Here is a 22,628-nt window from a genome sequence, read left to right as displayed (position 1 = left end):
ACGCCTTTTACCGCACAGATCGCTATGAAAATGCTGGCATGAACTCGGACCTCCCTTCATTATACCTTTTATTTCTTTCAACTCTCACTTTCCTTCGGGCTGATCCTCTATTTGCAAATGAGCCCCTCTTGGTGAATACCTACCGTCTGCCGGTGGATGTTAAAGCCCTCCACTACAAACTGAGGACTTTCTCCCATGAGATTACTGTTCCTGAATTCCAGCCGGACCCTCTTCCTCTCTCCGGGCATAAGGGAAAAATAATTATCCTCATAGAACACCGGCAATACCCGTTCCCCGGTCTCCTGCCGCAATACCTTGATCCGGATCTGCAAGGCCGGAACCTCCGAGAGATTGGCAAGCTCCATGCTGTATCCGCTCCATCCCGCCTCCTGCTGCCATGTCCCGTCCGCCTCTTCCATACAGGCCTGTAGATGAACATATTCCAGCTGTGACATGGTACGGAAATCCCTGCTGCTTCTATGGTTGTGCCAATAGAAATTCTCACCTGCAAGCCTGCCTTCTTCTCTGTCTGCTTTGCCAGCATCTCCTGTGTTCCCAGCAATATCTGCATTGTCAGTAATATCTGCGTCACCAGCAATTTTCGCATTCCCAGTAATGGATATGTCAACCGTGGATCCATCATCCGCAAAGTATACCCAGGTCTTAAGAAATACAATATCCGAAGCATACTCGCTGAAATCTACGGAAAACAACTCCTTCAAAGAAGACTTCTCCACCTTGGCGGTTTCCTTTCTCTCGCGGAGCAGCCTGCCCTGAAGATCATAAATTCTCAGAACCCCCGTCAGCTCCTCCTGTCTGGGTGTGCCATTAAAGAGCACCATCCGGTTATTGGCCCGGTTCCATATGAGGTTCACCGGCTGGCAGGCGGTCTTCAGGCCGTAATAACCTCCGTTCACATCATGGTAATAATCATAGCTCTGCCATACCAGGGAGGGCCATGCCGGATTGCTCATCCACATCATCAGACCGTGGCTGCGGGAAGCGATGGAACCCTCGAACATGGCCTTATGCAGCTCATAGCTCTGCATCTGGGCTCTCCGAAGCATCTCTTCAAAGCTGTCAAACCCCCCATAATCCTCTAATTTCTTCAAATAGCCTCCGCCATCCACATTCCACCGAAGGGCAAAATCATGAAGCGCCCACAGCTCATTATGAGGCCACAGCTTATCCTCCGAAAAAATCATCCGCATCGTCTCTGCCACAGGAATATTCGGCATACCCCGTTCACTGTTCATAAGATCCGGAAGAGTATTCTGAAAATAAAACTCCGGGAGCATTGCCTTATGAGGCCCGTCCTCGGCAACCGGCGCCTTGGCCGAATTGGGAATATAGTGCCTGACACCGTCCCGTACCCGCACATACTCTCTTATCCCCTTCTCAATCTCCTCCACCTCCGGATGCATCTCATTGGCTCCGCAATACAGGGCAATGCAGGCGTGGCTGCGGAACCTGCATATCCGGTCCCTTACGTTTTCAAGGAACATCCCAGGCTCCTTCGGGCTATGGAGCCAGCATCCGGGAAAGAAGAAATCATCCCAGATCAGAATCCCGTATTTATCACAGGCCTTATAAAGCTGCTCATCATAGGTCTGGCCGCCCCAGTTTCTTATGATGTTAAAATTCTCGTATTTGTGAAGGCGGATCTTGTCATCATACCGCTCCTCATCCACATTCAAATGAATATCCTCCAAGCCCCAGTTGCCGCCCCGGATAACAATGCGCACCCCATTGCACAAAATCGCAAGATTATTGCCGTTCTTATAACCATTCCTGTCTGTCTCATCACTTTCCGTCAGTGTATAGGTAAACTCCCTGGCACCAAATTGAAAATGCTTCGTATCCGATCCCTCTTCCTCCGCCGATGCCGTGACAGTCATATGATACAAGGGCTGTTCTCCGTATCCGTTGGGCCACCAGACCTTTGGCTCCTCAAGCACAAGAGGCCCGATAACTGCCTGAACGCTTTCTCCAGCCTTCAGTACCACCTCCTGCTCAAACACCAGCTCCGGCAGCTCTTCAATCCTTCCCCGAAGGACCGCCGTCACCGTCTCATCCGAGGAATTCGCCAGCTCCGCCTTTAAAGTCATATTCAGCCTGCTTAAATCCGGCTCCCCATTATCCTTCCGGTCAAATACGGTCACCACCCAGGGATCCTTCACCTGAATCGCCCCGGTATAGGTCAGATACACATCATTATAAATTCCAATATTACGTCCCCGTACCGTGGGAACCCAGTCCCAGCCGTTAGCCGCGCTGTAGGTAGGAGCATCCTCGCCGATCCTTCCGTCATTGCCAAACACCCCTCCCATGGTTCCGGGACCGTCATTGTTACTGGTATAGGCAGTCCCCGGATCCGTATTCTTAAGAATAAGAACGGCAAGGCTATTCTCTTCCCCATAGCGAATCAGAGATGAAATATCAAACCTTCCCCGGGTAAATCCTCCATTCACTGCGCCCACATAGGCCCCATTAAGGAATACCCTCGCTTTCCAGTTGATGCCGTCAAAATTCAGCCAAACCCTCTGCCCTTTCTTATTCCCAGGAACCGTAAAGCTGGTGCGATACCAAAAATCACTCTTAAAATGACTGTCGGAAGCACACCTCTGCCAGTCCTCAAAGCAAGGATCAGCCACTGCCCCGGCCCTTACATAGGAATAAAACACTGTCCCCGGTACTACAGCAGGGAGCCAGCCGGATGTGTCATACCTCTCGGATGCAATCCGCATCCCCAGCTCCATGTCGGAAGTACTGCAACTGCCGGTTTCAATCTCCCCTGCCAGCAACGTTCCCGCAAGCGGTACCTCGGGCAAGCCGTCTCGGTTCTCAAGTAATAATCCTAAGCTACCGGCTAATTCCGGGCTCTCGGGCAGTTTCAACCTCTCCGCCCTCTCCAGCTTCCAGGAATTCTGATTTAGGAATTGTTTCCCTTCCTCCTCTTTCCTGCCGCTCTCCGGAAGGTATTTCACATCATTGGTTCCAAAGACTTGGAATTCCCTCACGATATAAGCGATATTCCCCGGATCGGTTTCCTTAAGATACAGCCTCACATATCTTGCACTGCAGCTGAAAAAGCTTATTTCCTTCGTTCCCCCGCACCCCTGGCAATCCTCCGCCACCGTAACCCAGTTCCTGGCGTCCCCGGATACCTGAATCTCATACACTGTGGCATACATGCTGCCCCAATAAATCTTTACCCCCTGGATAACACTATCTCCTCCCAGATCTACATAAACCCATTCCTCCTGGTTGCCTGCGCTCATCCAGGCGCTGACATAGGAGAATACATTCTCATCATAGGATGCCAGAATCCGGCGGCCTTCCGTATCCTGAAGGGACCATTCCGCCATATGAATCCGATCCCCGCTTAACACCTCCTCGACGCTGAGCCGGTAATGAGTATAGCCCGCCGCTTCATCAACAGGATAGGTCTTCGTTTCATGCTGGGCAAACACCTGATTCACCTGGCGATCCAGCTCATGGTATTCCACCCCGTCTCCTGACCCGTACAAAGTCCAGACCGAAGGAAAAGGGCAGGAATCCCCGCAGCAGCTTCCCGCTTTTATCGTATAGCTGCCCAGCCGCGTTCTTCTCGGCAGCCGTACCTGTACCCATGTATCGGTGGTATAAGTCTCAAACTGAGTATCCTTTCCATAATCAAACAGATACTTCACATTACCGTACCTTGACTGATTCCCATCCCTGTGCAAAAATTCATATGCCATCTTCGACTCATCCGCAGGCTCCAGTCCGGCCGTCACCAGCTGCGCCGTCTCATTAACCGTATAGGAGCTGGACTGATAAGCCGCCCGCCGATAGGCAAGATTACGTACTTTCGTTATTTCTCCTGACATAAATCCTCCATATTTATAATCCATTCATTCCTTCTCATGGTTCGCTAATTAATTTCACCATTCACCAATTCAATTTTATAGCCTTCTCATTCAACTTTGCAGTTCACTTATTTAATTTTACAGTGCTCTTATTCAATTCTATAATTCCCTGCTTTAACTTTACCGCTCTCTCATCCAATTCTATAATTCATAGCTCACTAATTTAATTTTACAGTTCCCTCATTCAATTTTTTCAGTTCACTATTCAATGTTCCATCCAACAAAATGTTTCTCAATACTAATGCGGTAAATCTGAGTGGATCGATATCCATATGGGCGCAGACCGGGCTTCCCTTGATTGCCTGCACTTGGCAATCATGGGATGTTAAAGGCAAGCCCATATGGATATCGATCCACTCAGATTTACCGCACAGCCCAACCCATTCAATATCAAAAGGGTCAAAAGGCATCCTGCTCTGATCTATAACCATCCAGTATCCTTTTGACCCTCCTATCATTACACCCGTCTAATCCGGATAAAGCGGCTATCAAAGTCACCCCATAGCCCCGTCTCAAGACCCATCCTCATCAAAGTGCTTCCATGAAGAACCCTGTCATCCCCTTCTATCTGATATAACGCCTGGGAATCCAGTCCGCAAAGCTTCAGACTCGGCATTTCCTTCCCAAACTCATAACCCTGCCGGAAGGCAAATACTACAACTTCACTGTCATCCCTGCTGATATATTCCACCGCATGCAAGGTGCTCTCCCGTACGGAGGACAGGCGGTACTGCTTTCCATATTGCACAGTTTCCCGTATCTCTTTATACAGACTGATATAGTTCTTAAATTCCTCTAAGGTCTCCTCACTAAATTTGCTGATATTGGCCCCAATGCCCAGTCCTCCCATCATGGAAGAATGGAAACGGTAGCTGTAAGGTCTTTCAAATTTATTGGAGCATCCGGAGGAGGAATCCGTAACCCATGCAGTCATAATGCGAGGCGCATAGAAATAAGAGAAGCCCTCCTGAATAAACAGCCTTTCATATGCATCCGTATTATCACTGGGCCAGCATTGGTCTGCAAATTGCAGGATGCCCAGGTCAATCCGGGAGCCTCCGCCCGCACACACCTCAAAGTCCACCTTGGGGAATCTCTCCCGCAGGGTCGCCCATATCTCATAAAGGGCTTGGGCATGCCCGTACCAAAGCTCCTTATCCTTTGCCGTATCTCCCGCACTCACATCCGTCAGGGTCTTATTCATATCCCATTTAATAAAGGTGATATCCTCATGCTTTGATAACAAATCCGACATGAAACTAATAATGAATTCCTTAACCTCTTTCTTGCTGATATTTAAGGTATATTGATTTCTTCCCTGCATGGGCTCCTGGTCTTTAAAACGATAAATCCAATCCGGATGGGCACGGTACAGATCACTGTCCGGATTCACCGCCTCCGGCTCCACCCATATGCCGAAATCCATGCCCAGGGATTTTACATAATCAATGATCTCCGATAATCCGTTGGGGAACTTCTCCTTGTTCACATACCAGTCACCCAGTCCCGCCCGGTCATTATGACGCTCTCCAAACCATCCGTCATCGATGACAAACAGCTCCACACCGATCTGAGCCGCTCTCCGGGCAAGCTCCTTCTGATTCTTTGCGGTAACATCAAAAGCGGTCGCCTCCCAGGAATTATACAGAACCCTTCCCGGCTTCCGTCTGGGGAAGATATGGTCAACCTCAAAGTCATGGAGCTTACGGCTCATCTCGCCATAGCCTCCGGCGGAATAGCCGAAGGTCATAACCGGTGTGGTGATGCTCTCGCCTTTCCCCAGCCTATAGGAAAAATCAAAATTGCTGATACCGCCCGTTACCCGTACATTATTATAAACTGTCCTCTCAAAGGTTATCTGCCAGTTGCTGCTGTAGCCCAGGAGCCCGAACCATACACTGCCCCTTGTCTCATCCGCCGTACCGTCATCCAGGGCGAAGCTTGGATTATAGTGGGGTCCCGTATTGCCGCAGCGGGACTGGAGGGTAAATGCTCCGGTGGTGAGATACTGGTCATTAACCTGAGTCTCCGCAGCCCATTTGCCGGTGAGATATTTCACACGGTACTTCTCCAGCTTCGGAATACTGACGGAGGCAGATTTCAAATTCTCAAGAATGACCTCTTCTCCCTCGTTGGTGATCTTAGCATACCGGCAGATAATATCATATTCCGCATATACCTCATACACCACATCCGCATATAGCTGAGAGTAGCTGTTCTTAAACCGGAGAGTCAGACGCTCCAGCTTCTCATTCACCTGCTGGATGGAATGCTCCAGATAAACCATATCCAGCTTCCTGATCTCAGGATAATTCACCTTCAGGCAGCTTTCCAGGAAGGAATAGCTGTTCCAGAAGCCATATTCATCCCGTTCCAGGTTGAGGTTCGGATCAAAGCTGCTGTGTCCGCGTTCCTTGACATAGCAGGACAGATCCTCTCCATGAAGCTTCTCACCCCAGTAAATATTCTGCAGACAGTTGGAGTAGGCCATAACATAAGATGAATTCTTCGTAGTAATATTAAATAAATTATTCTGATGTGTAATCATTCGTTACCTCCATTGCGTGACCAGATGTCACCAAATATTTATACTATGATATTGCAAGCCATAATATGGTCATACCATGATACGGCAAGCCGTAATATGGTCATACCATGATGCGGCAAGCCGTAATATGGTCATACCATGATACAGCAAGTCATAATAGGTCATACCATGATACGGCAAGTCATAATAGGTCATACCATAATACGGCAAGTCGTAATATGATATGCTATGATACTGCAAGCTATCATATAGTGTATCATTACTCTCCTGCTTTGCAGGGACATATCCGGTACAGCTTCGGCTCCGCCTCTGCCATCCGAAGGGTTATCTCTTTCCTTACCGTCTCCCGCTCTCCCGACCACAGATCCTGAAGCACATAATCCCTGTCAGGATCAAGCCCCAAACGTTCCAGCTTAAGCTCCTTCACCTTCTTATCCGACGCACTGTAGTTGAACACTGCCAGATACTCGGCAGCTCCCTCTTCATCCTGCCGGATAAAGGTATCGCAGGCCTGATCACCCGTATTGCCCTCCACCGGACGGAAGGTGATCCCCGCCTTGGCAACCCCGTTGATCTCCTCGTTGGTGAGAATCTCCGCTGTTCGTTCCCTGGCCTCCTTAATCCGGAAATCATCGCTGTCAATCATCATGGTTCCGGAGATTGCCGAAGAGATATAGCGGGTCAGCCCCTCATGATAGAGAATGGGATCCCGGTGGTTATAGCTGTTATACACCACAATATGGTCCGGATCATTGAACCGGTATACGCTGTCGTTCATCCACCAGCCGTAGGTCAGGGAATTCAGCATGTACTCCGCAAAATTAATGGTTCCGAAGATATCACAGGAGATTCTGCGGCTGTGGGCATAGCAGGCCGGGAACAGGGGAGCGATGGACAGGCTGATAAAGAACTCCTGTTTCTCAATCTCCTCTTTCATAATATCCACTAACTGCTGCATTCCGTAGTTATAGGCAGCGATTCCCGTGGTGATATCCCGGTTATAATGAACCCCTTCTACACTGCCGTGGGACATAAAGTCCAGCTTCACATACTGGTAACCCCATGCACGGAATTTCCCGAACAGCTGCTTCAAATGCATATAATTTCCCGGATGGGTGGGATCGATGGAATAGCCCCCGTCATAGGCAGGCAGGATGTTCCCCTGCTCATCCTTCAGCAGCAGATCCCTCCAGGTATAAAGCCCCTCCGATTCCTCCACCGGCCGGTCAAAATCCTTGCCCCAGAAGGTAAAAGGTGTGGTATATATTCCGGGAAGCTGACCGTTGGCCTTCACATGCCTGGCCGCATTAATCAGCTGTTCCTCCGTAAGCTTGTTCCATCCGGCATCAAAATTAATGTATACCGCCCGGTCGCCGAAGCTTCCGGCCTGGAGCTTTTCCTTCACAAAATCAGAAGCTCCGGTATAGATCTCATAGCTGAGATCCTTGGCTACCGCCGACCAGCTGTTCCACCCCATGGGGACTCCCCTGTCCCAGGGAAGGGGCGGCGCAATAATCCCATTGGCCCTCCCGTAAGCCTCCAGACCGTCCCTGTAGTCCTGGAAGAAGCCGAAAAAAATCTTTGGCGATGATACGACTCTGCCTGTTACATAGCCATGGGGAAGGCTGTCTCTTGTCAGCTTTGAAGTAATGCCTCCAAATACCTTAAACCCTGTAAGCCCGGCATAACCTTCGGCACAGCTGCCGCTGTCATTGCTGCCGCAGTATTGCCCTGCCTGTATTCCTGTTTTCCAGATGTCATGGCTTACGGAGCCTGCTACCATACCCTTTCTTGTATCATTGTCAAAGATGGATGTAATCTCATAGCTTTCCCCGGCGGACTGCAGGGGCTGGGACGCGTACCGTACAAAATCATCATTGTCAAAGGGTGCGGATAAGAACCGCAGATCTCCCTTTATACTGCATTCCAGCTTTCCTTCCGCCAAGGGTGCAATATAGTTGGTGCTGATCCCGCCGTCCAGAAGCAGCACCGCCTCCAGCAGAAGATAATCATAGTCCTCGTAGGCATAAAAATTCTGTTCCAGAATTACCCCGTCTTCCCGCCTGCTCTGAACGGAGAGCTTTATCCCCTCTCCAAAGCCGTCCCTATGAGCGGTTACAAGACAGTCCGCTTCGGGATTTCTCTTCAGATCCTTACTGCTGATGAAGGTTCCATCCTTCAATTTCGCCTCAGCGGTTATTCCTTTCAGCAGATACTGATTGTCCGTATCCCTTAAAGCAACCGTCCCTGATGCTATGTCATATTCCATATGGAGCTTTCCTTTGGTTAACCGGATTCTCTGCTCATTCCGCTCTAACAAAATCTTCTGCCTGCAACAGTCTTTTTCGTGATTCCTCATAATTTCCCCGCCTTTCCTGTTCTGCATGATGCCAACCTTGTATTGTAATGTGCTGTTACTTATAGATCTTGAATATCTTAGGCTGCGCCTCTTCCAGGGTAATCTCTGCCGACCCTTGAATCTCCTGGTTTGTCTTTGACCACAGATCATACATCTGGTATTTTAACCCCGGATCAAGACCGATCCTGGAAAGCTCCACGGTCATCTTCTTATTCTCCGTGGCACTGAAGTTAAAGACTGCAAGATAGGTCACATCCTCCTCCGCGTCATAGCGCATAAAGGTATCACAAGCCCTGTCCTTCGTATTGCCCTCCACCGGACGGAAGCTGATTCCGGCCTTTGCCACCTCATTGATTTCTTCGTTGGTGAGAATCTCCCTGGCGCGCTCCCTGGCCTCCTTGATGCGGAAATCATCACTGTCAATCATCATGGTGCCGGCAATTGCCGAAGAAATGTAACGGGTCAGGCCCTCGTTATAGAGGATGGCATCCCTGTGGTTATAGCTGTTGTACACTACGATATGATCCGGGTCATTGAAGGGATATATGGTTCCGTTCATCCACCAGCCATAGGTCAGGGAATTCAGCATATATTCCGCATTCCCGATCTCGCCGAACACATCACAGGAGATACGTCTGCTGTGGGCATACTGGCTGGGGAACATGGGCGCGATGGAAAGACTGATGAAGAAATCCTGCTTCTTCACATCCTCCCCCAGGATATCCAGCAGCTGCTGCATTCCATAGTTGTACGCCTGGATTCCGGTGGTGATATTCTTATCATAGAATATTCCCTCTCTTGCCCCATGACTCATAAAGTCCAGCTTCACATACTTGTAGCCCCATTCCCGGAACTTGTCGAACATATATTTCATACGCATGGTACTGCCGGGGTGGGTGGGGTCAATGGACACTCCGCCGTCCACCGCAGGCAGAATGGTTCCCTTCTCATCCTTTAACACAAGGTCCTGCCAGCTGTATTTCTTATCGGTCCCTTCCACCGTACCTGCCGTGTAGCCCCCTCCCCAGAAGGTAAAAGGGGTATAATAGATTCCCGGTATCTGCCCGTTATCTATCACATGCTGGGCCGCCTGCTTCAGCTGGTACTCCGACAGGTTATCCCAGAAGGAGTCAAAATTAATATAAACCACGCCGTCATTGCTAAAGCTGTTATGCTGTAGATTTTCCTTAACAAAATCAGAGGAATTGGTATAGATATCATAGCTGACCTTATCGGCAACCGCTGACCAGCTGTTCCATCCCATAGGAACTCCCTTATCCCAGGCAAGGGGCGGTGCAATCACCCCGTTGGCCCTTCCGTAGGCCTCCATTCCGTCCCGGTAATCCTCATAAAAGCCCAGGAATATCTTAGGAGAAGCCACAGAGGAACCGGATACATAGCCATGGGGCAGAATATCCCTGGTCTGGATGGAGGTAATGCCGCCGAACACGCAGAACTGGGTAATGGCATCGATGCCGCCCTGCTTTACGGTAATCCCCGTCTTCCAGGTATCATGGGTGACGGATCCGGCAATCATGCCCTTACGGGTCACATTATCAAAGACCGCCGTGACCTCATAGCTTTCCTTCGCTGCGATTAACGGCTCCGAAGCATAGCGTACAAAGGCGTCATTATCAAAGGGAGTGAAGAGAAATCGGGTGTCCTCTCCGGGTATATTCAGTACATTTGATTTATAATCTCCCTTATTTGCCAGAATGGGTGCCATATAATTGGTCTTTACGCCGGAGGCGGAGCTTACCACGGATTCCAGGAGGATAAAGGGCTGCTCCTCATAGATATAGTAATTCTGCTGCAATGCGGTCTCATTCCCTTGGCTGTTCACCGTTACCAGGGCACCCTGGCCGAAGCCGTCGCTTATCTCCTGAACCTCTACAAAGTCCCGGGTATCCCTTGCCAGCTCCGTGCTTTTGACTGCGGTGCCATCCTCCAGGACGGTTTCCGCATATATACCGGAGAGAGCGGGAAGCTCCTCCTCCCCCTGGTAAATATCCGCCGTACCTGCGGTGATCTGGTATACTACCTTCATGGAAGAATTGGATATCACCAGTTCCTCCCCTATCTGATCTACCTGTAAGTTATTCTTATCCAGTAATTTTATCTCTGTCATGTCGTCTCCCTGCCTGTCTGCATTCTCATTCTCTTCGGTGTCTTCCTTCCGGCCGGTATCCGGCTGCCCCTTCCGGCTTCTGCTTGCCAGCAAGCCCCCGCAGACAACCAATAGGAGCAGACCTGCTATTATAAATAATTTCTTTTTATCCACTTTTACTCCCTTCCGCCGCAGCATCAGCCTACGATACCGACCCTGTCCAGATTCTCTACAATTTTACGCTGTACGAAGAAATAGATAATCATCAACGGTGCCAGGAAGGTAATAATGGAAGCCTGTTTTAAGGCCTCAAAAGCCAAATCATTGCTGGTGGAGGTGTCAAACCACTGCCGTGCCTGGTTATTGATATACCAGTTATTGGCATCCTTAAAGGTCCTGTCGATGATGACTCCGAAGTAGGGACCGTCCGGATTAAAATAGTTGGTGTAATAGGTGTCCCCGTAAGCCCATACAAAAGCCAGAACCGATACGGTCAATATGGCAGGCATGGCATTGGGCAGCATGATTTTAAAATAGGTCTTATAAAATCCTGCCCCGTCAATCAGGGAGGCTTCCTCGATCTCCACCGGCAGTCCCTTGAAAAACTGACGGAAGATGAAGATAAATAAGCTCTGATTGACACTGAAGCCGAAGATCGCCAGCAGGTACAGGGTCACCGGTTTATTGATCAGATCAATGTCGTGTCCCAGAAACAGCTTAAACAGCCCCAGAATATCAAAATGCTTAAAATGCAGGTACTGGGTAATCAAAAAGGACTGCCTGGGTATAAGGAACACGAATATTACCAGGAAGAACACCAGATTCCTTCCTTTGAAATCCGTTCTTGCCAATGAATACCCCGCCATGGCTGACATAAAGACCTGAATGAAGCTGATGCTCAGACCGTAAAACAGGGATTGTGCCATAATCATGGCCTCGCCCCGCATGACGGAACGGAATACGAATTCCAGACTGTTTACCCCGAATTTGCCGGGGAGCCATATGGCATCCGGTGATCCCAGATTGCGAAGGTCTGTAAATACCATGGGCAATAAGGTCAGAATCGGATACAGGATGGCAAAGCATACTCCGATGATCAGGGACAGGAAGAATACCTTTGAGGCAAAGCTTGTGAACTTTCTCATGGTAAAGGGATTCTCCAGATAGGCCGCCTCGCTTAAGGATGTGTTTTTCTTTATTCTCATGTCTTTACTTTTTCTCAATCAGATTCACCACCTTCAAAAACAGCATCACTATTCCCAGTGCTGCCAGAACATTAATCATGTATACGACGGACAACGCGGAACCAATTCCGATCTTGCTCTTGGCAAATGCAAAATTATATACCTCTTCTGCAATGGTTGAGCTTAAGAACAGATCGATCAGGGTATAAATCACCGTAAATACGGTTACATTGGCCAGCAGCGGGATCGTCACCTTCCAGAACACCTCATAGGAATTGGCTCCTTCGATCTTCGCCACCTCATAATGGGAGGGGCTGATGGACTGGAGACCTGCAAGGAATATCATGGTCTGTACCCCTGTCCTGGAAATCAGCTGAAAGATATTGCCGATGACCTCGGACAGGAAGAGGACCACCTTTCTGGGCAGGAAGGTATACTCAAACAACAGTCTGGCTCCCATCCGGTTGCCGAACAGTCCTCCTGACGCCGTCTCAATCAGGCTCCTTCCCACACTGTTCTCGGTCCACTCCACAATCAGCGGCAGTCCCAGGATGATGGGCAGGAAGAAGATGACACGGACGACACCCCTGCCGGGAAATTTGGCATTAGCCAGAATTGCCAGGAAGAGACTGAAGATAACAATCAGGGGCAGATTGGTCAGTATCTCCGCATTCTCATCCGCAAACAACCTCTGGATGGGCTGGCTTAAGGTAGTAACCTCCTTGGTAAACAAATCGATGTAATTGCGTATCCCATTGAAGGTAAGCACAATACCTCCCCCGTCCCCCACATCCACCTTGTTGAAGGAATACAGTATGGTATTCTTCAGCGGAACTGCAAAGAAGATAATAAAACCCAATAGCCAGGGCAGGACGAAGATAAAGCCGTTGACCCTTCTGCTGGTGGAATATTTCATTTTCCATTTTCTTTCTTTTGGTGTATTCTGCATTAATCTCTCCCGCCTTTCGATCGGATAATTGCATATCCAAGCGCTTCAATCTCACGATCTTCCAACTGAACCGGATATTTATTATAGTTGGTAATCACCCTGGCCCCATTGGCATAGGTGGTCTCAAAGACCTGATCTGCCAGAATGACATGATCCGCAATCTCCATGCTGCCAATCTGCTTATAGGCTTCTTCATATCTTTGATACAGCTCCTTAATGTCCTCGCGGAGTAAGCTGTACTGTCTGGATACGAATTCGGAATAGACCTTATTCTTCATAAGATCCAGGCTCTTCGCCGTGATAGTGAACTTCAGGCTGCTTCCCAGCTCCAGTGCCTGCAGGAGGAAATAATCCTCATCCACGCCTGCTTCATTCACATTCAGGGTCGTATAGGAGATCAACCCGTTCATAACCAGCTGCCGGAAGGGAATCTCCTCCGCAAAGCCGCCGTATCCGCTGCTCTCCCTGGAGATATTCACCGCATATTTGCCATAGGCAATCTTGTTCATATGGGGGTTATTTAAGGTCAGGGTCTTCTCTTCGCTCAGCTTCGTTAAATTATCATGAACCACTGCCTGGGCCTGAGCGGGCGTCACGATCTTATTCTTGCGGTAATTGGCATAATAACTGACAGCCAGGTCATCAATATACAAACTGTCATATGCCCCTGCGTTCTTAAGGAAGCGCTCCACCACCGAGGACAGATACTCCGGAGCCAATATATTATAAGGCTTAACCAGATCGGTGAACATGCCGGTCGGATAATGATAGCCGTAGACAAAAGCAGGATATCCGGTAAAGTCATAGGTTCCATGGGTGTTGGCGCGAAAGCCGCCGCCCTCGGCATATATCCTGGAAAAATCCGTACCCAGGTAGATTTCCTGTCCCTGTTCCTTTGCATAGCCCAGAAGCTCCTTCAGCTCCTTTCCGGAGCCGTTGGCCTTTACCGGTTCGGCATTGCTCATGAGCCGGTTATTCAAGCCCTCATCAAAAACTCCCAGGTAATCTACCACCAGGGGGATGTCCTGAAGATCCGTCATGATCTCCTTCAGCTCGGAATAGCTGGTCATGGAAATCACCTTATGATAGGCAATTCCCAGAAGCCGTTCCTCCAGAGTCAACGCTCCGGTCACATCCAGGTGCAGCTTCCCGCCGTCTTCATACCGGCGCGTCAGGCCGTATTTCTGAACCAGATAATCCTGATAGGTTCTGGCCATGGCATAATAGGTTACTTCCTCCGGATAGAGCTTATAGCAGATCCGATAGTCAATATCCATCATCCCCGTACCGGACATGAATTTACCGCCGCTGGAATCATAGGGCCCCATAATGCTCACCAGACTGTACTGGGTGGCATCAAAGCTGGAATACACCCTGTTATAAGTACCGCCTCCGCCATTGGCTTCTGCCGATGCCATAGCCGCCGTAATAAATGCCGTCTCATCTCCCTGATCAATGATGCCCAGAAAGCCGCCCGAGGCCGTCTCCCCTTTCCCATAGATCATACCGAAGACGGGCATGGAAAGGGATTCCGGATAGGAGTTCATATAAAAATAATCATTATAGTAAGTATTGTTGTATAATGCCCTGCTATAGGTACCGTAATTGGAGTTGAATTCATTCAGGTTTAGCAAAGCGCCCGATCCATCCGGTACGAAGGCATAGCCCTCCGCCGCCTGGGCCGGTGATACGGAGCCGAAGTAGGGAAGCACCTCGATCCTGGTTATGGTATAGTATTCATTTTCATTCTTAATCTGATTGGCGGGAACCCGGACGATAAAATCATCCCCGTCCAGAACCGCCTCCACCGGGATCAGGAAGCTGGCGGGTTCCACAATGTCCACGGATATTCCAAAATCCGCATTATCCGCCATCAACTGATCCTTCGTATAATTTAACAGCTTGGTAATCTGAATCAGCTGGTTGACAACACTGATGGGCGGTGCTTTGGAATAACGGTTATAATAGCAGTTCTTTTCCTCATCCCGTGCATAGGTCAGGGATAGCGCGGTGTCATATTTCTCCTTCTCCTCCGGCGTTATCACCCCCTGGGCCGCCTTTTCCTCCAGCCCTTTGACGAAGGTATCCTCATATTTTTCAATTGTGATTCTCTGGGGCACATATTCGTTCACCCGCAGGGAATCCAGCTCCTTCATGGCCAGATTAATTCTTACCCCGCCCTCAATCCGTTCAATGGTATAGGTTTTATCCTTTACGGAATATAGAAAGGAGTTCCAGGACAGGACCGTATTATCCTCTCCGATATAGGAAATCTTAAGGAGTGATTTCTCATCCTCGGTTCCCTCCGGATGAATGGCATTCCAGGTCTTTCCCGTCGCCTTATCCTCTACCCTGAGATTCAGAGTCCCGGAATTGAGATACAGCTTCCGGGTATCCGTCTCGGCAACCAGAACCTCACCGGCATCTTCTTCCACCATTCCTGCGGATGCAGCCAGCTCCCCCTGATATACCCGGGGTATGGGGGTCTGACGTATCTGAAGGGAAGGAAGCCACTTCAGTCCCCAGACCAGCGCACATCCCAGCAGGACCAGCCCCAGGAGTTTTATTACCGTATGCGTCCGGAAGACACGGAAAATAATTTTCTTGCTTTGATTCATCAGCTCTCTCACCTTGTCACCACCTTTTCGAGATTTCAGTTGCTATGGTGCTGACAAAGCTTATTACCTTCTCCAGAAGGGAGAAATACAGCACCAGCAGGAATATAATAATGATTGCAGCAGCCAAGGTTGCTAACAGAGTAACAATATTCTTTAAAACGGAGTATTCATGTATGGTACATAGGCCGGTAAAGATAAGAAAGCAGAACCAGACCACTCCAAGATAATTAAATGCCGAAAGAATGGGGCCTTCTTCTATGGTAATGACATTGCTGAGCAGAACCGTGGATACCTTGAACAGGATCAGCGGCAGCAGGGAATAGCAGGCCACAATATAGATATCCTTCAGCTTCCCGTTGCCGTTCATTAAGGTGGTGGTACTCCAGTTGCTTATGAAGAACAGAACCACCGGCAGTATGCTTGTCATGAAGAGATTGATGCTGTCCAGGGCAAAGGTGGGATAGAAATTGAAGATAAATCCGGTATATTGGGTAGAGAAGATCCCCAGGATACCATATAACAATAGCAATATCGTAGCCAGCAGGATGCTGCCCTTTCCTCTGAACTTGGTCTCAAAAAAGCCGTCGAAGGGATGAAAAATCACATATTGCAGGTATTTCACATCCATCAGGAATTTCTTCATATTCTCACCCCTTTCTTCTATGGTACCGGAATTCCGAATAAATCAAGGCGCCTGCTGCCAGCAGGAACACCAGAAGGATCCATATAAAATGATCCCGTACCCAGATATTCCGATAACCGTTGTATGCCTGGGAGTAAAACTTTCTGTCATTGCCCAGGTTAAAATAATGCATGGCCGCTTTAAAATCATCCTTCATCAGATAGTACTTGCCCAGGTTCACATAGGCCACGTCATAATTGGCGTTGAGGTGTATGGCCTCCTCTGCCAGCCGGGCCGCTTCCTCCCACTCCCCTGCATAATAATGCTTTGCCGCGCCCAGGGCTGCCTTGCCGAAATCCGTCATCTCATACACATAGGCACACCGCAGTGTTTTATCCGTTGCAATGAGCTTATCCCCGAACCAGGCAATAGCGGAGGGTGCCCGGAAATCTCCCTTCAGATCTCCGGAAGAGGCAAAGATATTGATGAGATTGCCGTCAAAATCATACAGGAATATTCTGCCCTTGGACTGATCCAGCAAAGCATACACGCCATAGTCATTAATGGCGATGTCCGTAAAGGCGCTTGGACCGGAATTCATATTAAAGGGCAGATCCCCCGTTACCGTCAGAGACCCCTCCTGGCGAAGAACATTCTCTCCCTTTGGGTTCAGGCGGAACACCATCTCCTGGGCGGCGCTGTCGATGGTGGTGGCATAGATAAAGCCTTGATCATCCACATCAATATTGTTAAAGGAGGGCGCATAGGTCTTCGCCATCTTGGATTTCTGTGTATCGCTGGAGAGGGTTTTCCAGAAATAATCCCAGAAGTTCACCACCGGTTTATTCACACCGAAATATCTGGAGAAGCTTCCCGACTCGTTCAGCTCTACGATACCCTCAAAGCCTGACTGAACGACAAAATAAATCTTATTGGCCTGATCCACCACGATCTTAGAAGGATTGAACTGGGTAGAGCCGATCATGTTATCCGGCCTTTCGATCATGCGCTTTAAATAATATCCCGTCCCGTCCAAAACAATGATCCGGCTGGCCCCCGTATCGGCAATATAGATCTCATCCATGGGCTCATGATACCAGACCCCCTCCGGATTGGTTAGAATCAGCTGGTTGCCTGTGTCCGGATCCGTCACAATCTTCTTGTCGGCATTACGGATCAGCTTTACGGAGGTGATCAGATTAAAATCCGCATCCAGAACCTCCAGCCTGGATTCCACCGTATCGATGAGGAAGACCCGGTCCTTTCCGGCACATACATCATTGAAGCCCTGTACCGTAACATCCAGTGACTTTTCATTAATGGTGCGGGTAAGCTCAAAGGCGGGAACACTCTTAACGGCCATCCCCCAGAAATCATAAGTATAAGTATCATCCATGCTGTTAGCGGCAAATGCCGGTGCCCCATGTAAGATGACAAGGGCAAAGGATAGCACAAAAATGATGATTTTCGCTTTCTGTCTCATAATCACTCTCCTATCCTTTTAAGCCTGAGGTTGCCATGGTTTCAATTACATTACTCTGGGATATCACGAACACAATAATGGGCACCGCCATCATAATCAGCGAGACAGCCGATGCCGTACCGGTTCTGGCAATCCCGCCTGCAATGATCTGGGACAGCATATAGCTTACGGGCTTTAATGTCTCCGTATAGATGAAGTTTCCTCCGGTGTTCCCCCAGAGGGACTGGAAGGAGAGGATAATCAGAGTCATCCAGGCCGGCTTTGACAGGGGCATGATAATCTTGAAGAAGATGCCTGCCTCCTTATAGCCGTCGATTTTGGCGGACTCAATAAGCTCTGTGGGAACCTGTACGATGAAATTCTGCATCAGGTAGAGCCCGAAGGTACCTCCGATGACCGGCAGCACCACCGCCCAGTAGGTATTCACCAGGTGAAGCTTCGTCATAATAATATAGTTGGGAATGGCCGTTACGGTCCCGTTGAACATCAGGGAATATACGATGGTGCTGGACATCAGCTTCGAACCGGGAAACTTATACTTTGCCAGGGGAAAGGCGGCCATGGAGCCCAGCAGTACGGAGCCGCTGGTTCCCAGAAACGTAATAATGACCGTGTTAAATATATATCTGGAAAAGATGGTATTGGAGGTGGTAATAATGACCCCCAGATCAAAAAAGTTGTTCAAGGTAGGGTTTTGTACAAACAGCCGGGGAGGAAACAGGAATATCTCACTGATGGGCTTAAAGGCTGCATTCACGATGAACAGCAGCGGCCATACACTGACAAATCCAATTCCGCTCAGCACAAGCACAAGAATAATATCCATGGCAAGGCTTCTGTTCTTCCTCCGGAACTTAAACAGTCTCCACCTTTTTCTTAAATACGAAATAAGCTTTTTCATATGACTCCCCCCTACGCCGCAACCTTTCTTAACAGCTTTTGGACAATAATGTTAATAAACAGCATCATAAAGAATAATATCGTTGCAATGGCACAGGCATAGCCCATCTCATACCGCAGGTTTCCATAATCATGGAGATGGGTGAGAATGGTATGTCCCGCATACTCTACCGACGGAAAGCCCACCAGATCGATGGAAATTCCCGATACCGACAGGGAGCCGGTGATCTGCATCACGGCGCCGAACATGAGCTGGGACTTCATCTGCGGGAGCGTGATAAACCAAAGCTCCTGCCAGCGGTTCCTCACCCCGTCCACCGATCCGGCCTCATACAGGGTCTTATCCACGTTCTGAAAGCCTGCGATAAAGGCCAGGAAGCTCACACCGATACTGAGCCATAGCTGTACGATGATCAGAATGGGCATGATATACTCCTTCGTATCAAACCAGAGCCGGGCAGATTGAAGAAGTCCCAGCTTCATCAGTATGGCATTGGCATAGCCGTATGCATCGGAGGAAAAGATCAGCTTCCATATCATATAAGCTCCGCCGGATATGGAGGGCGCATAGAATACCAGTGTCATCACCGCCCGGACCTTCGGGGGCAGCTCATTGATCACCCAGGCCAGCAGAAAGCACAGCAGATAGCTGATGGGGCCGGTAACGATAGCAAACAGCATGGTGTTTTTAATGGCGGTCAGAAATACCGAATCAAAGGCCACCAGATTGATGTAATTATCCAGTCCCACAAACCTGGGGAATTCAAACAGGTTAAAGGAGGTGAAGCTCAGCACGATGGAGGTGACCACCGGAATAAATGTAAATACGACAAATAAAATAAAAAACGGCAGGATCAGCAGATATTTTTCCTTATGCAGCCTCCAGGTCTCCCGGAGCGGCACTCTGACGGCCTTTCTTTCTGCCGGCGATGATGTAACTGTTTCTTTTCCCATGATCCCACCTCCTTATTGTACAGTGCTCAGGCCAAATTCTTTTCGTTTTTTGGTCAGTTCCAAATTAATCTCTTTGATTTTTAAATACAGCGTCTCTCTGGCATTGGCTCCGCTGGCAACAACGGCCTTGAAGGTATAGTCGATCATACGCGAGGTCATGTAGTGGCCCGGAAGAGGCGGCAGCCCCCTGGTATTCTCAAACTGCTCCAGAAGTGTCTCCGCATCCGCCGTTGACCAGGGCAGCTTCACCAGCACATCACGGTTCGCCGTGGGATATCTGGCGGAGGCACCAAGGATCGCTTCTATGGAGGTGGCAAATTCCGTCTGTACCTCTGTACTCATCCACCATCTCATAAAGGTCCAGGCATCCTCCATAACTCCTTTTTCCTCCGCCGTCTGCAGCATTACACACTGGGTCGTCGTACAGGCCACGGTATTATCCACGGTGCCGTCCGGACGAAGCACACCCGGAATCGGACTGAAGGACCACAGGCCCTTGATCTCCGGAGCCAGCAGTTCAAACTTATTATACTCGGTGTAATCCGCAATCCCGATGGGCACTTCTCCGGTCCGGAACCGGTTGGCGAAGTCAACCGTTACCGGTAATTTGTATGCGGTGAAGAAATCCGTCAGCTCTTTGAAGGCTTCCATGGCGCTTTCACCGGCAAGGCCGCTTTCTATTCCATAATCCTTACCCTTCCCAAGGTACACATCCCCGCCCCGCTGAAATATCATGGAGGACAGAGGCGCTACCGTAGGAATATAGGCTTCATAATTATGCATACTGAGAACCGGGATAATCTCTTTAAAATCCTCCCAGGTCCTGGGCGGCTGTAAGCCAAGGGCATCAAAGATATCCTTCCGGTAGAACAGCATGCCGAACATCTGGGTCTCCGGCAGTCCATATACCCCATCCTGATAGGTCACGCCTTCTATGGCGCTGTCAAAGTACTTGGCCCTTTCTTCTTCAAAGCCCTCCAGGGAAGACAGATCCACCAGGGCATTACGCATGGCAAAGTCCATCAATTTCGTTTGGTCTATGCTCAGCACCACATCCGGCCCTATCCCTGCCAGGGTGGAGGGTATTACCACATCCAGGGGAACCAGCTCCAGATTGACTCCGATATTGTATTCCGGGGTGAAGCTCTCGTCGATCATCGCCCGGAGCACCTGGGCCTGATCCCGTCCCGTCGGAATCCATACCTTGATGGAATCACGCTTTACCTGATCCTCTGTATATACCTTGGTGTTATCCACGAAGAAGGTAGCAAAGAAGCGGATCGTATCATTATACAGCTGCTTGAAAAAGCTGGCCCGAGCTTCGGCAGGCTCCTTATCGCCGCCCAGCAGGGTAATGCTGTCAATCTCCAGGGGCATCTCACCGATCTGGATCAACCAGGTGGCAAGAGAGGTAATATTGGACTTAAAGGTGGATAGTTCACCGGACAGAGCCGCACTTTCCGGCTCCTCCTCCAGCCTCTTCAATTGAATCAGCATCTTCTCCACCAGATTGGCATTCTCGCCCTTTTCGCCGGTAATCACCAGCAGCTCGTCAAATACGGAAGCCAGGCGTTCCTGTTCTGTCCGCGCTGTTTTAACAAAATCAGGTATCTTCTTAACAATCTCATAATCGATGTACTTATCGGGAGCCGTGCCGGTGATTTGGACAATTCTCCGGTACAGGTCATTAAGATTATATAGGCTCTCGTTGATCTGGGTATAAGTCTCGCCGAATTCCCCCAGCACGACCTCCATGCTGATAATGTTCTCGCCCTTATGAAGGGGGAACAGATAAGCTCCCTCCTGAGTGCCGTCGCCCAGTACATAGTTGGTCATCCCCGTACTGTAATCAAAACGCAGGGACTGTGCCTCAAGGAAAGGCACTTCGCCGTTAATTCGGAGCCTTCGATAAGAGGTCACTCCCCGCTTTACATTCTGGCTTGCCTTCACCGACAGTTTATACAACCCGTCCTGCGGCACCTGGATCTTCCATTGAATGCTGTCTCCCGGACTCTTCCAGCTATCTCCGCCAATGGTGTTATAAACCACCTGGTAGGGGTGATAGGGCTGCAGGTTTGGATCCGTTACATTATTTTTCGTTGTTATGGCAGAAGAGGACCTTATGATTTCAAGGGTATTTCCATCCGCACGTTCTGCCTGGCATACAATACTTTCCCCGTCATATACGCTGTACCGGTCCCTGAGGGAGTCCGCCGCTTCGCTGTAGGACGGTATTTCCGGCATGCTTTTTAAAGTAATCCCGGTAATTTTCATGGGTTCCTTAACGGATATCAGCGTCAGACTATGCTCTCCGCCGGAAAAATAGAATTTATAAGGCTGTGCGCTTCTTCTTTGGGAATCCTCAATATAAACCGTCTGTTCCTGGAATAGTTCCAGAGCTTTCGGCCTTACTTCATTCTTATTCTTAACCTCCGGCACCGAATTGGAATCGGTAAACATCCGGTTAAAGACAAGCTGCCTCAATCCGCTGTGGCTGCTCTCCCCATCAATGTGAAGAATGCGCTTTATCTGGGATTTGGTCCCCTCCAAAGGAAGGTAACTCAGTTCTATATTATAAAAACCTGCTTCTTCCACATAAAAGTTCCAGGTAATACTGCCGCGTTCCTGTGTTATCACACCCTGGTCATCCCGGCTGGCATCCATCCCGTCCGCAGCGGTATAATTCTCCAGATCCACCGGTACCTGTGAGGAAGACATAGTGCCGTCATAGCCTTGGGCGTCCAGATATTCCTGATAGGAGCTCTCGTAGAATTCCTCTGTCGAAGCATCTGCCTTTACCTTTAGGGAATCCTCCGCTCTGGTCACCAGGTACGCCGCAATAGCCCCCAATACAAGAACCGCCGGTATTACATATTTTATTAAGGCAGGGTTTATTTTTCTTTTCTTTTTCATTCAGCATACCCCTCTATACAATAGGATAGGGAAGCAGACTTCCCTATCCTATTGTCATTCTGTTATTTGGTCCAAATGGA

The 22,628-nt window shown here is 49.3% G+C and carries 13 protein-coding genes; all 13 read right to left on the bottom strand.

Features of this window, described 5'->3' with window-relative positions; translation table 11 throughout:
- Positions 1-107: 107 nt before the first annotated feature.
- Positions 108-3,872, bottom strand: a complete 3,765-nt coding sequence (locus tag HNQ56_RS14520) for a glycosyl hydrolase 2 galactose-binding domain-containing protein (RefSeq protein ID WP_429147553.1) — start codon at positions 3,870-3,872, stop codon at positions 108-110.
- Positions 3,873-4,069: 197 nt separating this feature from the next.
- A complete protein-coding gene (locus tag HNQ56_RS14515) occupies positions 4,070-4,342 on the bottom strand; it encodes a hypothetical protein (RefSeq protein ID WP_429147550.1) in 273 nt (90 codons plus the stop codon).
- A 26-nt stretch (positions 4,343-4,368) separates the two neighbouring features.
- A complete protein-coding gene (locus HNQ56_RS14510) occupies positions 4,369-6,459 on the bottom strand; it encodes an alpha-galactosidase (protein ID WP_429147547.1) in 2,091 nt (696 codons plus the stop codon).
- Positions 6,460-6,718: 259 nt separating this feature from the next.
- The gene (locus tag HNQ56_RS14505; protein WP_429147544.1) at positions 6,719-8,818 is read right to left on the bottom strand and encodes an alpha-galactosidase; all 2,100 of its coding nucleotides are present in this window, start codon (positions 8,816-8,818) and stop codon (positions 6,719-6,721) included.
- Positions 8,819-8,873: 55 nt separating this feature from the next.
- Positions 8,874-11,099 (bottom strand): alpha-galactosidase, encoded by a 2,226-nt coding sequence (locus HNQ56_RS14500; RefSeq protein WP_429147541.1) that lies wholly within the window; start codon positions 11,097-11,099, stop codon positions 8,874-8,876.
- 23 nt (positions 11,100-11,122) lie between these two features.
- Positions 11,123-12,148: a carbohydrate ABC transporter permease gene (locus HNQ56_RS14495; protein WP_429147539.1), complete on the bottom strand. Its 1,026-nt coding sequence runs from the start codon at positions 12,146-12,148 to the stop codon at positions 11,123-11,125.
- A complete protein-coding gene (locus tag HNQ56_RS14490) occupies positions 12,135-13,058 on the bottom strand; it encodes a carbohydrate ABC transporter permease (protein WP_429147536.1) in 924 nt (307 codons plus the stop codon). Before HNQ56_RS14490 ends, HNQ56_RS14495 begins: the two co-directional genes overlap by 14 nt.
- Positions 13,058-15,688 carry a DUF5696 domain-containing protein gene (locus HNQ56_RS14485; RefSeq protein WP_429147533.1) on the bottom strand — a complete coding sequence of 877 codons (2,631 nt, stop codon included), beginning with the start codon at positions 15,686-15,688 and terminating at the stop codon, positions 13,058-13,060. Before HNQ56_RS14485 ends, HNQ56_RS14490 begins: the two co-directional genes overlap by 1 nt.
- A gap of 4 nt (positions 15,689-15,692) precedes the next feature.
- Entirely contained in the window at positions 15,693-16,319 is a 627-nt protein-coding gene (locus tag HNQ56_RS14480; RefSeq protein ID WP_429147531.1) for a YIP1 family protein, read from the bottom strand.
- Positions 16,320-16,323: 4 nt separating this feature from the next.
- Positions 16,324-17,781 carry an NHL repeat-containing protein gene (locus HNQ56_RS14475; protein WP_429147529.1) on the bottom strand — a complete coding sequence of 486 codons (1,458 nt, stop codon included), beginning with the start codon at positions 17,779-17,781 and terminating at the stop codon, positions 16,324-16,326.
- A gap of 10 nt (positions 17,782-17,791) precedes the next feature.
- On the bottom strand, positions 17,792-18,682 hold the full coding sequence (locus HNQ56_RS14470) for a carbohydrate ABC transporter permease (protein WP_429147526.1): 891 nt from the start codon (positions 18,680-18,682) through the stop codon (positions 17,792-17,794).
- Positions 18,683-18,693: 11 nt separating this feature from the next.
- Positions 18,694-19,635 carry a carbohydrate ABC transporter permease gene (locus HNQ56_RS14465; RefSeq protein WP_429147523.1) on the bottom strand — a complete coding sequence of 314 codons (942 nt, stop codon included), beginning with the start codon at positions 19,633-19,635 and terminating at the stop codon, positions 18,694-18,696.
- A 12-nt stretch (positions 19,636-19,647) separates the two neighbouring features.
- Positions 19,648-22,548: an extracellular solute-binding protein gene (locus HNQ56_RS14460; protein WP_429147520.1), complete on the bottom strand. Its 2,901-nt coding sequence runs from the start codon at positions 22,546-22,548 to the stop codon at positions 19,648-19,650.
- Between the last annotated feature and the right edge of the window lie 80 nt (positions 22,549-22,628).

Origin of the sequence: Anaerotaenia torta (assembly GCF_050433395.1) — a bacterium.
Classification (GTDB): Bacteria; Bacillota; Clostridia; order Lachnospirales; family Lachnospiraceae; genus Mobilitalea; species Mobilitalea torta.
Note: the sequence above shows the minus strand (reverse complement) of the source record. Positions and strands in the feature narration are given on the sequence as shown.

Bases quoted from the DNA above. Each gene is read 5' to 3' on its own strand.
- HNQ56_RS14515 (WP_429147550.1), bottom strand. From the start codon at position 4,342: ATGGTTATAGATCAGAGCAGGATGCCTTTTGACCCTTTTGATATTGAA.
- HNQ56_RS14460 (WP_429147520.1), bottom strand. From the start codon at position 22,548: ATGAAAAAGAAAAGAAAAATAAACCCTGCCTTAATAAAATATGTAATA.
- HNQ56_RS14480 (WP_429147531.1), bottom strand. From the start codon at position 16,319: ATGAAGAAATTCCTGATGGATGTGAAATACCTGCAATATGTGATTTTT.
- HNQ56_RS14475 (WP_429147529.1), bottom strand. From the start codon at position 17,781: ATGAGACAGAAAGCGAAAATCATCATTTTTGTGCTATCCTTTGCCCTT.
- HNQ56_RS14505 (WP_429147544.1), bottom strand. From the start codon at position 8,818: ATGAGGAATCACGAAAAAGACTGTTGCAGGCAGAAGATTTTGTTAGAG.
- HNQ56_RS14465 (WP_429147523.1), bottom strand. From the start codon at position 19,635: ATGGGAAAAGAAACAGTTACATCATCGCCGGCAGAAAGAAAGGCCGTC.
- HNQ56_RS14510 (WP_429147547.1), bottom strand. From the start codon at position 6,459: ATGATTACACATCAGAATAATTTATTTAATATTACTACGAAGAATTCA.
- HNQ56_RS14490 (WP_429147536.1), bottom strand. From the start codon at position 13,058: ATGCAGAATACACCAAAAGAAAGAAAATGGAAAATGAAATATTCCACC.
- HNQ56_RS14470 (WP_429147526.1), bottom strand. From the start codon at position 18,682: ATGAAAAAGCTTATTTCGTATTTAAGAAAAAGGTGGAGACTGTTTAAG.
- HNQ56_RS14520 (WP_429147553.1), bottom strand. From the start codon at position 3,872: ATGTCAGGAGAAATAACGAAAGTACGTAATCTTGCCTATCGGCGGGCG.